This is a genomic window from Sulfitobacter sp. 1A12779, assembly GCF_043557315.1.
In the GTDB taxonomy this organism is placed as follows: domain Bacteria; phylum Pseudomonadota; class Alphaproteobacteria; order Rhodobacterales; family Rhodobacteraceae; genus Sulfitobacter; species Sulfitobacter faviae.
Genome location: NZ_JBIFFU010000004.1, coordinates 34,774 through 48,319 on the forward strand (window position 1 = coordinate 34,774; position 13,546 = coordinate 48,319).

At 63.8% G+C, this 13,546-nt stretch carries 8 protein-coding genes; 5 read left to right on the forward strand and 3 right to left on the reverse strand.

The window, feature by feature from the left end:
• Window positions 1–38: 38 nt before the first annotated feature.
• Window positions 39–3,455: an indolepyruvate ferredoxin oxidoreductase family protein gene (locus ACGYLQ_RS06540; RefSeq protein WP_394441321.1), complete on the reverse strand. Its 3,417-nt coding sequence runs from the start codon at window positions 3,453–3,455 to the stop codon at window positions 39–41.
• Window positions 3,456–3,624: 169 nt separating this feature from the next.
• Between ACGYLQ_RS06540 and ACGYLQ_RS06545 the strand changes: the two genes are divergently transcribed.
• Window positions 3,625–4,536: a LysR family transcriptional regulator gene (locus tag ACGYLQ_RS06545; RefSeq protein ID WP_209217657.1), complete on the forward strand. Its 912-nt coding sequence runs from the start codon at window positions 3,625–3,627 to the stop codon at window positions 4,534–4,536.
• 283 nt (window positions 4,537–4,819) lie between these two features.
• Window positions 4,820–6,979, forward strand: coding sequence for a phosphoribosylformylglycinamidine synthase subunit PurL (purL, locus tag ACGYLQ_RS06550; RefSeq protein ID WP_394441324.1), 2,160 nt, complete (start codon window positions 4,820–4,822; stop codon window positions 6,977–6,979).
• 211 nt (window positions 6,980–7,190) lie between these two features.
• On the opposite strand, the gene ACGYLQ_RS06555 is transcribed toward purL, so the two are convergent.
• Both ACGYLQ_RS06555 and ACGYLQ_RS06560 read right to left on the reverse strand, forming a co-directional pair.
• Entirely contained in the window at window positions 7,191–8,450 is a 1,260-nt protein-coding gene (locus ACGYLQ_RS06555) for a VWA domain-containing protein (RefSeq protein WP_394441326.1), read from the reverse strand.
• Between the two features lie 5 nt (window positions 8,451–8,455).
• On the reverse strand, window positions 8,456–9,364 hold the full coding sequence (locus tag ACGYLQ_RS06560; RefSeq protein WP_394441329.1) for an AAA family ATPase: 909 nt from the start codon (window positions 9,362–9,364) through the stop codon (window positions 8,456–8,458).
• A 185-nt stretch (window positions 9,365–9,549) separates the two neighbouring features.
• Between ACGYLQ_RS06560 and ACGYLQ_RS06565 the strand changes: the two genes are divergently transcribed.
• Genes ACGYLQ_RS06565 through ACGYLQ_RS06575 form a run of 3 tightly spaced genes read left to right on the forward strand, consistent with a single transcriptional unit; the run spans window position 9,550 to window position 13,546 of the window.
• Window positions 9,550–10,569, forward strand: coding sequence for a glycosyltransferase family 2 protein (locus tag ACGYLQ_RS06565; RefSeq protein ID WP_394441332.1), 1,020 nt, complete (start codon window positions 9,550–9,552; stop codon window positions 10,567–10,569).
• A complete protein-coding gene (locus ACGYLQ_RS06570) occupies window positions 10,566–11,192 on the forward strand; it encodes a sulfotransferase (RefSeq protein ID WP_394441335.1) in 627 nt (208 codons plus the stop codon). Before ACGYLQ_RS06565 ends, ACGYLQ_RS06570 begins: the two co-directional genes overlap by 4 nt.
• On the forward strand, window positions 11,192–13,546 hold the full coding sequence (locus ACGYLQ_RS06575; RefSeq protein ID WP_394441338.1) for a glycosyltransferase family 2 protein: 2,355 nt from the start codon (window positions 11,192–11,194) through the stop codon (window positions 13,544–13,546). Before ACGYLQ_RS06570 ends, ACGYLQ_RS06575 begins: the two co-directional genes overlap by 1 nt.

Genomic DNA, 13,546 nt, shown 5'->3' on the forward strand with positions numbered 1-13,546 from the left:
CTTGGTGCAGACCCTAAAGCAGAGATGTAACAGCGATATTACTCCGCCGCCTTCGCTGTGGCGGTGCCACCCGCGCGGATCACCGCCAGCAGTTCCTCGCGCCGTTTTGCGGCCTTGGCCTCATTGGCTTGTTTGACCGGCCCGAAACCGCGGATTTGCAGCGGCAGTTCGGCCAGCGCCACGATGGCATCGCGGGTCTGGTCGGTCAGCTTTGGCAGGACCTCGGCCATATCGGCCTCGTATTGCTTGATCAACGCACGCTCCATCTTGCGCTCGGCGGTATAGCCGAAGGGATCGAGCGGCGTGCCGCGCAGCCCTTTGAACTTCGCCATGACCCGCAGCGGCCCTTCGAGCCACTGACCGAACTCACGCTTCTGCGGACGACCGTTGGGACCCATCTTGGACAAGAGCGGCGGCGCCATGTGGAAGGTCATGTTGAAGTCGCCATCGAACTGCGCCCGCGCCTTGTCCCGGCTGGTGATCAGCAGCCGGGCGACCTCATATTCGTCCTTGTAACTCAGAAGCTTGTGATACCCCAAGGCCACCGCCGCCTTGACGTCACGATCCTCAATACCATTAAGCATCTTGGTATAGCGTTTGGCCAAGCCTTTGCCCTGATAGTCGGTCAGGTGGTTCTCACGGAAGGCGATCTTCTCCCCCAGCGATTTGGGCAGTTCGACCACATTATCGGGCTGGCTCACCGCTCTAGCATCCTCGGGGTAGAGCACCGCCCAACGACCGATCTCAAAGGCACGTTTGTTGCGCTCCACCGCCGCGCCGTTCATCTCGATCGCCTGCATAAGGCTCTCGAACGTCAGCGGTAGCAGCCCCCGCTGCCACGCAGCACCGAAGATCATCATGTTGGAGAAGATCGAGTCGCCCAAAGTCGCCTTAGCGAGATCCGAGGCATCGAACATCGCCACGTCATCCTTCAGCCGCGCCTCGAGGGCAAGGCTCAGCCGGTCGTAGGGCATCTGAAACTCGGTGTCGCGGGTGAAGTCGCCGGTGATGATCTGGTGCGAGTTCACCACGGCACCGGTGCGCCCGGCGCGCGTCAGTCCCAGCGTCTTGTGACCAGCAGAGACCACCAGATCCCCGCCGATGAGCGCATGCGCCTCGCCGGTGGCGACCCGGATCGCGCTGATGTCCTCGGGGCGTTCGGCCAGACGGCAGTGGATATGCACCGCACCGCCCTTCTGGGCGAGGCCGGCCATCTCCATCATGCCAGCCCCCTTGCCGTCAAGCTGTGCCGCCTGCGCCAGCAGCGCGCCAATGGTCACGACGCCGGTACCGCCCACGCCGGTGATGACGACGTTATGGGTGCCGTCGATCTTGGGCAGGTCGGGCATCGGCAGGTCGGGAATGCTGAGATCGGTAGTCGGGTCCTTGCGGATCTTGGCGCCTTCCAGCGTCACGAAAGAGGGGCAGAAGCCGTCGAGGCAGGAGAAATCCTTGTTGCATTGCGACTGGTCGATGGCGCGCTTGCGGCCCAACTCGGTCTCGTTCGGCACCACGGCCACGCAGTTCGACTGCACGCCGCAATCGCCGCAGCCCTCGCAGACGTCCTCGTTGATAAAGACGCGCTTGTCGGGGTCCGGGAACAGCCCGCGCTTGCGGCGGCGGCGCTTTTCGGCGGCGCAAGTCTGAATGTAGACGATGGCGCTGACGCCCTTGTGCTCGCGGTAGGCCTTTTGCACGTTCGGCATCTCGGCGCGCTCATGAATTTCCACGCCCTTGAAGCGCGTGAGGTCCACGTCTTCCTTCTGGTCGTAGACGACCGCGACGTTCTTCACGCCCATCGCCTTCAACTCTTCGACGATGCGGTAGGCGTCAAGGTCGCCTTCGTTGTGCTGGCCCCCGGTCATGGCAACCGCGTCGTTATAGAGGATCTTGTAAGTAATGTTCGTCCCCGTCGCGATGGCAGCACGAATGGCCAGCACGCCGGAGTGGTTGTAGGTGCCGTCGCCGAGGTTCTGGAACACATGCTCGGTGTTCGAGAACGGCGCCTCGCCGATCCAGTTCGCGCCCTCGCCGCCCATATGGGTGAAGCCCGTGGTCTCGCGGTCCATCCACTGCACCATGTAGTGACAGCCGATGCCCGCATAGGCGCGAGAGCCGTCGGGCACTTTGGTCGAGGAGTTATGCGGGCAGCCCGCGCAGTAATACGGCAGGCGGGCCGCGATATCCTCGGCATTGTCCGATCGCCGCGCTTCGTTGAGCGCCTCAAGGCCTGCGCGGATGCCATCGGTCTCGCGGCCCTCCTCCAAGAGGATGCCGCCGATCTTTTCGGCGATCAGAATGGGGTCGAGCGCGCCGCGCGTCGGGAACAGCTCTTCGCCATGCTCCATGCCCGCGCCGCCCTTGTGCCAGCCATAGACGCGGCGGTGGGTGTCGTTGAACAGCGCTTCCTTGATCTGCACCTCGATCAGCTTGCGCTTCTCTTCGACCACAACCACCAGATCGAGCCCATCGGCCCAATCATGGAAACCCTGCATGTCGAGCGGGAAGGTCTGGCCGATCTTGTAGGTGGTGATGCCAAGGCGCTCGGCCTCGTTCGCGTCGATGTTCAGAAGGCTCATCGCATGCACGAGGTCGAGCCAGTTCTTACCCGCCGCGGCAAAGCCGATCTTGGCGCCGCGCTTGCCCCAGACGCGCTTGTCCATCTTGTTGGCATGGGAAAACGCCTCGGCCGCGAAGCGCTTGTAGTCGATCATCCGCGCTTCCTGCAGATGCGGCGTGTCGTTCAGCCGGATGCTGAGGCCGCCGTCGGGCATGTCGAAGTCAGGGATCACCAGCTTCATCCGGTTCGGATCGCCGTCAACCACGCTGGTGGCTTCCACGGTGTCCTTCATGGTCTTGAGACCGACCCAGAGACCCGAGAACCGGCTCAGTGCCCAGCCGTAAATGCCGTAGTCGAGGATTTCCTGCACACCGGCCGGGGAGACCACGGGCATATAGGCATCCACCATGGCCCATTCGGATTGGTGCAGCACGGTGGAGGATTCGCCGGTGTGGTCATCGCCCATGGCCATCAGCACGCCACCATGGGGCGAGGTGCCCGCCATGTTGGCGTGGCGCATCACGTCGCCGGTGCGGTCGACGCCCGGCCCCTTGCCGTACCACAGGCCGAAGACGCCGTCGTATTTCCCCTCCCCGCGCAGTTCCGCCTGCTGACTGCCCCAAAGCATGGTCGCCGCGAGGTCTTCGTTCAGACCCGGCTCGAAGCGCACGTTGTAGTCGGTCAGGAACTTCTGTGCGCGCTGCATTTGCAGATCCACGCCTCCCAGCGGGCTGCCCCGGTAGCCGGTGACATAGCCCGCGGTATTCAACCCCGCGGCGCGATCCCGTGCCGATTGCATCATCATCAGCCGGACCAGCGCCTGCGTGCCGTTCAGCAGCACCGGGCTTTTCTCAAGGTCGAAACGGTCGTTCAGTGAAATCTTTTGCGTTGTCATGGCGGGCCCTCCCTAGCACGTCAGTCTTGCATGATTGCCCGGATTATAGGTCACAGTTGCTGACCTGTATAGCAGTTATTCCGCAACGGCAGTCCCGCAGGCGACGGTTTGTGCTGTTTTCTCCCGGCTATTAAGGTAGGAGAAAGGCTGGGCAAGGAAAGTACGGGCCATGGATTGGGACAAACTCAGAATTTTTCACGCCGTGGCCGATGCGGGGTCGCTGACCCATGCGGGGGACAAGCTCAACCTGTCGCAATCCGCCGTCAGCCGACAGATTCGCGGGCTGGAAGAGCAGCTTAACACCAACCTCTTCCACCGACATGCGCGCGGGCTGATCCTGACCGAACAGGGGGAGCTTTTGTTCGACGCGACCTCGGCCATGGCCAAACGCCTTGACGCCGCCGCGGCGCGCATCCGTGACAGCGAAGAAGAGGTTTTTGGCGAGCTGCGCGTCACGACGACGACCGGCTTCGGCACCCTTTGGCTCGCCCCGCGCCTGCCCAAACTCTACGAGCAATACCCCGACCTCAAAGTCGATCTAATGCTCGAAGAACGCGTGCTCGACCTGCCGATGCGCGAGGCCGACGTGGCGATCCGCATGAAGGAACCAAGCCAGGCCGATCTGGTCCGCAAACGGCTGATGTCCGTGCGCATGGGCCTCTACGCCAGCCCGGAATACCTCGAAAAACACGGCACGCCCGAGCGTATGGAGGATATGACCGATCACCGGTTGATCTGTCAGAACACCGACAGCGATCAGGTCGGCGCGGGGCTGCAACTTGTCAAAGAGCTGATGATGTACGATCTGCGCTCGCTCCTGACGGTGAACAACTATTTCGGCGTGCTCCAAGGCGTGGTGCACCACCTTGGCCTCGGCGTGCTGCCCAACTACCTGATCCAAGACTTCCCCCATATCGTGCAGGTCATGCCCGATATCGAATCCGCCGAAGTGCCGGTCTACCTCGCCTATCCAGAAGAACTGCGCCAATCCAAACGCGTCGCCGCCTTCAAGGATTTCGTTCAGGAAGAGATCATCACCTACCGCAAGCAATGGCGCGAACGGGTGGAAGGCGAAGGCTAAAACACACCCCACCGCCAGCCATGCAATAGGCGCATATCGGCCATGATGACTTGCCATGTTAATTAGCCTTGATTTGAGCAGCCCTGCCTCCTATTTCACCATCATGAAGATTGACAGCCTGAGGGCGCGTCGCTTCATACCTCCCTGTTGGACTTGGCCGAGCTTTTAGCTCGGCCTTTTTTTTGGCCCATCGCCTTCTTTCAGCCCGCGGGCGGCCAAAGCCACTTCCCCCCCGGCATTTCCCCTTGTATGAGGGCGCAAACGCGCCAGCCGGGGAATTTCCATGCAAGATCCAGCCATCACGCCTGACCTTATCGCCAGCCACGGGTTCACCCCCGAGGAATACGCCGAGGTCGTCAATATCCTCGGGCGCGAGCCGAACTACACCGAGATGGGCATTTTCTCGGCCATGTGGAACGAACACTGCTCCTATAAATCCTCCAAGAAATGGCTCCGCACCCTGCCCACCGACGGCCCGCAGGTGATCTGCGGCCCGGGCGAGAATGCGGGCGTGGTCGACATCGGCGATGGCCAAGCGCTGGTCTTTAAGATGGAGAGCCACAACCACCCCTCCTACATCGAACCCTACCAAGGTGCTGCGACCGGCGTCGGCGGCATCCTGCGCGATGTCTTCACCATGGGCGCGCGCCCCATCGCCGCGATGAACGCGCTGAGCTTCGGCCGCCCCGACCACCCCAAAACCCGCCAGCTTGTCCACGGCGTCGTCGAAGGCGTCGGGGGCTATGGCAACTGTTTCGGCGTGCCGACCGTTGGCGGCGAAGTGCGTTTCGACAAAGCCTATGACGGCAACTGCCTCGTCAACGCCTTCGCGGCGGGCCTCGCCGATGCCGACAAGATCTTCTACTCCGCCGCCTCCGGCGTGGGCATGCCCGTGGTCTACCTCGGTGCGAAGACGGGCCGCGACGGCGTCGGCGGCGCGACCATGGCCAGCGCCGAATTCGACGACACTATCGAAGAGAAACGCCCAACCGTTCAAGTCGGCGACCCCTTCACCGAAAAGCGCCTGATGGAAGCGACGCTCGAGCTGATGGCCACCGGCGCCGTGATCTCGATCCAAGACATGGGCGCTGCGGGCCTCACCTGCTCGGCGGTGGAAATGGGCGACAAAGGCGGTCTCGGCGTGCGTCTCGACCTCGAAAAGGTCCCGACGCGCGAGCCGCATATGACCGCCTATGAAATGATGCTCAGCGAAAGCCAAGAGCGCATGCTCATGGTGCTGCGCCCCGAGCTTGAGGCCGAGGCCAAAGCCGTCTTCGACAAATGGGACCTCGACTTCGCCATCGTGGGCGAAACCCTCCCCGAAGACCGCTTCCTCATCTGTCTCGATGGTGAGGTCAAAGCCGACCTGCCGCTGTCGAAACTCGCCTCCACCGCGCCCGAATACGACCGCCCTTGGGTGGAAACACCCGCCGCCGCCGCGCTGACCGATGCGCCCAGCATCGACCCGATCAAAGGCCTGCGCGCCCTGATCGGCTCCGTGAACCACGCCTCGAAAGACTGGGTTTACGAACAATACGACACGATGGTCATGGGCGATACGGTCCGCCTGCCCGGCCTCGGCGCAGGCATCGTGCGGGTGCATGGCACCGACAAGGCGCTGGCCTTCACTTCCGACGTGACCCCGCGCTACGTCAAGGCCAACCCCACCGAAGGCGGTAAACAGGCCGTCGCCGAAGCTTACCGCAACCTCTGCGCCGTGGGCGCCAAACCGCTGGCGACGACCGACAACCTCAACTTCGGCAACCCCGAAAAGCCCGAGATCATGGGCCAATTCGTCGGCGCTATCAAAGGCATCGGCGAGGCCGTGGGCGCGCTCGACATGCCCATCGTGTCCGGCAATGTCTCGCTCTATAACGAGACCGACGGCAAAGGCATCCTGCCCACGCCCACCATCGGCGCGGTCGGCCTGATCGACAGCCTCGATCAGGTCATCAGCAACCAATTGCGTGAGGGCCATGTGGCCCTGCTGATCGGCGCGACTGGCAGCCACCTCGGCCAATCCGCCCTGCTCGCCGAAGCCTTCGACCGGGCCGAGGGCGACGCCCCCCATGTCGACCTCGCCACCGAACGCCGCCACGGCGAATTCATCCGCGCCCAAGCCAGCCAAATTTCCGCCTGCACCGACCTCGGCGACGGCGGCCTCGCCCTCGCGGCCTTCGAGCTGGCCGAAACCGCAGGCATCGGCGTTGAGATCGAAAGCGAAGACACCGCCACCCTCTTCGGCGAAGACCAAGCCCGCTACCTCGTCGCCTGCACCGCCGAAGCCGCGGAAACCCTGATCGCCGCGGGCAAGGAAGCGGGCGTACCGGTCACCGCCGTCGGCGCCTTTGGCGGTGACAAGATCAGCTTCGGCAACACCTCCGCGCCCCTGTCGGACCTGCGCACGATCTACCGGACCACTTTCGCCCAGACCTTCGCCTGAACCTCTGGTTTCGGAGCCGCCCTTGCTTGAGACCAAACGGTCGCGCGCAGGGCGGCGGCGCAAGCTAAATCGCCGAGGGGCCCCTTTAGGGGATACGGCTATTTCGCTTGAACCGACGACAGGCGGGTGACAGGCCGGGATCAATCAAGGGTGGGTCCGAAACCCCTCTGGTTTTGGAGAGACCCGCAGCCCTCCGCTTGCCCCTCATTGGCTAAACCTCTGCGTTCAACCCCGCCAACATCCGCGCCTTCTCCCCCGCATCATCAGGGCGCGAGATCGCCTCGGCCAGCGCTTCCAAAGATGCAATCGAATGCCCCGCGCGAAAACTATCGACATGGGGCAGCATCGCACGAATACCCGCCGCCTTGGGCGCAAAACCGTCCCAGCGAAGCAAAGGGTTCAGCCAGATCACCCGCCGCGCGGTCAGCTGCAACCGCTGTATCTGCCGCGCCAATTCCGCCGGGTCGTCCCGGTCCAGCCCGTCGGTGATCAACAAGACCACCGCCCCCTGCCCCATGACCCGCCGCGACCAGTCGCGATTGAAGGCCGCCAGCGCCGCGCCGATACGGGTGCCGCCCTCCCAATCCTGCGCCTGCGCCCCCGCCGCGGCGAGCGCCGCATCCACATCGCGGGTGGCAAGATGCCGGGTGATATTGGTCAGCCGGGTGCTAAAGGTGAAACCATGCACCTGCGCCCAGCCTTTACCCCTGCGGTTGGCCACCGCATGCAAGAAATGCAGGATCACCCGGCTGTATTGGCTCATCGAGCCGGAAATATCGCACAGCACGACGAGGTTCGGATAGCGCGCGCGCGGTGTCTTCCGATAAAGCTGGTCCGCCTCTCCACCCCGCCGCAGCGCCGCTTTCATCGTGCGCGCCACGTCGATCCGCCCCCGCGCCGCCGCCACATTGCGGCGGCTTGGCATCGGCGGCACCGGCAGGTCGAGCTTGGCCAACATCCGTTTCGCCTCAGCCATTTCGGCAAGGCTCATCTGTTCGAAATCCAAGGTCCGCAACCGTTCCCGCGCGGACATGGTCAGGCTTGCATCCACCTCGACGAGGGTCTCCTCGGGTCGAGGCGCGTCCTCCCGCTCCGGTGCCTCCGCCCCGTCCAACAGGGCCTCCGCCGCGCGTTTCTCGGCGGGCGTGGCGGGGCGATCCTCTTGCACCCCGCGGATCGCAGGCAGCATCGCGGCCATCATATGCTCCAGATAGCGCGGGTCACGCCAATAAAGCCGGAATATCTGCGCAAAGACCCGCGCCTGTTCGGGGCGGCTCACGAAACAGGCGTGGAGCGTCCAATAGAAATCGCGGCGGCTGGTGAAGCCCACGGCAGCAACGGCCTCCACCGCCTCCACCACCCGACCCGGCCCGATTGACAACCCCGCCCGGCGCAGGGCGCGGGCGAAATGGGTGATATTCCCCGCAAGCTTGGGGTCGTCAGGCAGGTCCAGAGGCAGGTCTTCGGCCATCGTGCTCAGGCAGGCGCCAGCGATGCGCGGGCCTGATCGAGAATGCGCGCCGCCTCAGAGCCTTGCAGCTTGGCGATGTCATCTTGATACTTCAGCACAGCCCCCAGCGTATCGGCGACAACCTCGGGGCTGAGCGTTGTGACATCCAAGGCCAGCAGGCATTTCGCCCAGTCAATCGTCTCCGCCACGCCCGGCTTCTTGAACACATCCTCGGTCCGCAAATGCTGGACAAAAGCCACCACCTCGCGGCTAAGCGCCTCTGCTGCCTCAGGCGCACGGGCAGCAAGGATCGCCATCTCGCGCGCCACATCCGGGTAATCGACCCAGTGGTAAAGACAGCGGCGTTTCAGCGCGTCATGCACCTCACGCGTGCGGTTCGAGGTCAGGATCACGATTGGCGGCTCGGGCGCGCGGATCGTGCCAAGCTCGGGGATGGTCACCTGAAAATCACTCAACGCCTCCAACAAGAACGCCTCGAAAGGCGCATCGGTGCGGTCCAACTCGTCGATCAGCAGCACCGGGGCGCCGTTCTCATCCGGGCGCAGCGCCTGCAACAGCGGGCGTTCGATCAGGTAGTCGTCACTGAACAACTCCTGCGTCAGCGCCCGCCGGTCAGCGCCGCCGCTCGCCTCCGCCGTGCGGATCGCCACCATTTGCGCCGGAAAATTCCATTCGTAAACCGCGCTGGATGCGTCGAGCCCCTCATAGCATTGCAACCGGATCAACCGCCGCCCCAGACCGGCGGCCAGCGCCTTGGCGATCTCGGTCTTGCCGACGCCCGCCTCGCCCTCCAAAAACAAGGGCCGCCCCAACGTGAGGCTGAGGAACACCACGACCCCAAGCGCGCGGTCGCAGACATAGCCCTCAGCGCTCAGCATCTCTTGGACCGCGTCGATCGTATCAATGTTTTTCATGGCCCCAGTGGTGCATTCCCGCCCCGCCCCGTCAAGAGGGCAGACCGCGCGTCGGCAGATTGACGGGATTTCCCCGCGCTGGCATAGTCCTGCGCAATAAACGACGGCTTCCGGCAACAAGGGGGCCACAGGGGCGGATATGGGACAGAGCATTTTCATCGCGATCCGGCGCGGCGGGGTCTGACATGCGCATCACCGCTGTCACCTGCGTCAAGAATGAAGGCCCGTTTTTGCTGGAATGGATCGCCTTCAACCGGGTGATCGGGGTCACGGATTTCCTATTCTACTCAAACGATTGCAGCGATGGCACCGATGCCCTGCTCGACGCGCTTGCCCGCCACGGTATCGTCACCCATCTGCCCAACCCGGCCACCAATCGAAACTACCAGATGCAAGCACTCAAGGATGCGCGGCGCCACCCCATCGTCACACAGGCCGATTGGGTCTGGATCGCCGATGTGGATGAGTTTCTGAACATACATGTCGGCGACCACCGCCTGCCCGCCCTAATCACGGCCTGCGGCAACCCGCAGGCGATTTCGCTGCATTTTCAGTTCTTCGCCAATGGCGGGGTCGAGGATTTCACCGACGCCCCCGTCATCACGCAATTCACCCAGAGCCATAACCCCGATATCTGCTGTGCCGATACGGCGATTGAGGTTAAGACCTTGGTTCGGCACGACTTTCCCTTGGGCTACTACGGGGCGCACCGGCCCTTCCACGACGACACGAAGCACCATCCGCATTGGACCGATGGCGCGGGCCGTCAGGTGCCTAAGCCCTTCCGCAGCGCCGCCACCAAACGCCGCATCCGCGCCTTTCCCGCCCGCGGTGCACGGCGCTTTGCCACGCTGAACCACTACGCATTGCGCTCGCTCGACAGCTATCTGGTCAAGAACGACCGTGGCGACGTGAACCGCGAACACCGCGCTTTTGATGACAGCTATTGGCGCGACCGGAACGATGCAGCTTGGGAGGATCGCTCGATCCAGCGCTACCTGCCTGCCTTGCACGCCGAGATTGAACGCCTAAAGGCGCTGCCCGGCGTCGCCGATCTGCATGCCGCCTCCGTGGCCGCCCACCGCGCGCGTCGCGACGCGCTGCTGACCGATCCCAGCTACCGCGAAATGCAGGCGCAACTGCGTGAAGCCAGCCCGTTCTGCGCCGCCGAGGCACGGATCCGCGCCGAGATCGGCCTCACATGACAGGGCCGCGGATCGTCAACCTCGGCCTGCCCAAGACCGGCACCACCACGCTCACGGATGCGCTGCGCCACGCCGGGCTCAAGGTCGCGGATTGGCGCATTCGCAAGGGCCAAAGCAGCTCTCCCGAGATCACCGGCGCGCATGTAGGGCGGATCATCTATGCCGATTACTTCGCCAGCGGCGACCCGTTGGCGCGGCTGCATGAGTTCGACGTGATCAATGAGATGAGCGCCGTGCGCCATGACCGCAGCCTTTGGCCGCAGACCGATTGGGGCGTGCTGAACGCCATCCAGCACCACCACCCCGAGGTCAAGTTCCTGCTCTCGCACCGCGATCCGGCCAAGACGGCAAACAGCATGATGCGCTGGAATAATCTGGGCCGCCGCCGCTTGCCGCAGGCCGATGTGCCGGGGCTGCCCCGCGGTTTCGGCCGCGACGAGGCCGAGCTTGCCCGGTGGATCGAAGGGCATTTCGCCTTCTGCCGCCGCGTTTTCGCCGGTTGTGCCAACTTTTTGGAGTTCGACATCGAAGACCCCGAGGCGCGCGACAAGATCGCAAATTATCTTGAGATCGACTTGCCGTGGTGGGGCCAAAGCAACACCGGCAAGGCGGAGGCCGGGTGATGCGGCTGACCCTCTTCATAGGCCCGACCGAACGCGCTGCCGCCCGGCTACGCAACATCCTGCAACAGCAAAAGGACGCGTTGCTCAAGCAGGGGGTTCTCGCCGCTGATTGGAACCACGTCCGCCTCTATGCCGCCTGCGCTGCCCCGGAAGCGGTGGGGCTTCTACGGCACCGCCGCGGCTTGGACAGCCCCCTGATCGGCACCACCCTGCGCGATGAATTTCACGCGCTGATCCCCCATGAGCTGGCCGCGACCCGCGCCGATCATGTGGTGCTGAGCGCGGCGCAACTGGGCAATCTGCTGTCCCGGCCTGAGGAGCTGCGCGCCCTGCACGATCTGCTGCGCCCCTATTTCGACGACATCCGCGTGATCGCGCATCTGGATGAACAGGCGCGGACGCTGGTCGCGCATTACGGCTTTGCCGTGGCCGAAAGCCGCCGTCATCCGCTGACACAGGAATTGGCCTTGGCCGAGCGCGGCCACTGGTGGCAAGGCGCGCTTGCCCATAGAGAGACCGCGCCGGACTTCGGCCTCTTCCCCGAGGTGCAAGCCCCGCCCTTTTGGCTCGATTATCAAGCGCTGCACGCCCATTGGGCCGCCGCCTTCGGAGCAGAGAAGATCACGTTTCGCCCGCTCGACCTGCCCCATCTTATGTCAAAGGTCGGGGCCGGCGAGATCACCGAGAGCCTCGTCCTTTCCACGCCCCTCGACCCCGTCGATCCCGGGCGCGCCCTTGCAGCCCTGCCCGCGCCTTGGCTGACGCGGATGCGGCAGTTCAACGATGTGCTGATCCGCTACCAACAGGCCCATGACCTCGCCTGCCCGCGCAGCACATGGAGCCAGATGTTGCAGGCGCTGCAAATCGGCGGCCCCGTGATCAAACCCGGAAGCCTCGCCGCGATCTCCGACCATTTCGCCCGCGACAACGCCGCGCTCATCGCCCGTTTTCCCGCGCTGGATCAGGCGCTTACCCCCGACGCGCCCGAGGCCCCGTGGCAAGAAGCCAATCCCCAGTTCGGCTTTCGCGCCACCCAATACCTCGCCGCCTTCGCCCACCGCATCCGAAGCACCGCGACCCCGCTTGCACAAAAACGCGCGGAGGCCGAGGAGGCCCACCGTTCTGCGGCGAGGTTCGAGGCGCTATTGCACGATCCCAACGCCCCCGAAGAGACACGCGCCGCCAATGCCCGGCTCCTCACCCGACTAAAGGTCAACCACGAAACCATTCTGCGCGGCCCTTTCCGCCCCCACAACGGCGCAGCCCCTGCGGGCGAAGACCAACCCGCGCCCGCCTATACCGCCGTGCCCCCGCGCACATTGCCGTCTGGCAGTAGCGGCAATGTCATCGTCGCCTGCATGAAAAACGAAGCGCCCTATATCGTCGAATGGGTGGCCTATCACCGCGCCGTGGGCTTTGATAACTTCCTGATCTACACCAATGATTGCAGCGACGGCACCGATGCCGTTTTGGGGCGTCTGCAAGACATGGGCATTCTCCAGCACCGCAACAACCACGATTGGAAAGGCAACTCCCCCCAACAACACGCGCTGAACCAAGCGCTGGAGGAACCGCTCGTCCGCCAAGCGGAATGGATCGCGCATATCGATGTGGACGAATTCGTCAACATCCGCACCGGCAACGGCAGGCTCGAAGACTTCTTCGCCGCCGCCCCCGAGGCCACGAATATCGCGATGACGTGGCGCCTCTTCGGCCACAACGATGTGACCGCCCTGTCGGAGGCCCCCGTGATCGGCCAATTCAACCATTGCGCACCGAGCTTTTGCCCCAAACCCCATACCGCATGGGGGTTCAAAACGATGTTCCGCAACCTCGGCGCCTATGCCAAACTCTCCTGCCACCGGCCAAACAAATTGGACGAGGCCGCGGTGTCCGAGGTCAAATGGGTCAACGGTGCGGGCCACGACATGACGCGCGACGCGCTCCGCAATGGCTGGCGGTCCTCGCGCAGCAACATCGGCTATGATCTGCTACAGTTAAACCATTATGCCCTCCGGTCAGCCGACTCCTTCCTCATCAAACGCCAGCGCGGCCGCGCCCTTCACGTCGACCGCTCCATCGGGATCAACTATTGGATCCGAATGGACTGGAACGACCACCGCGACCTGTCGATCCAGCGCAACCTGCCCCGTCTACGCGCCGAGATGGACCACCTCCTCACCGACGCCGAACTCCGCAAACATCACCAAGCGGGCCTCGACTGGCACCGCGCCAAGGCCGAAGAACTGCGCCAGACACCGGAGTTCCGCGATCTCTACCGCCAAGCGCTTAACATCAAGTTAACCGCGACCGAGCGGGCCGCCTATGCCCTTGCCCTCGATATGGAAAGCTGA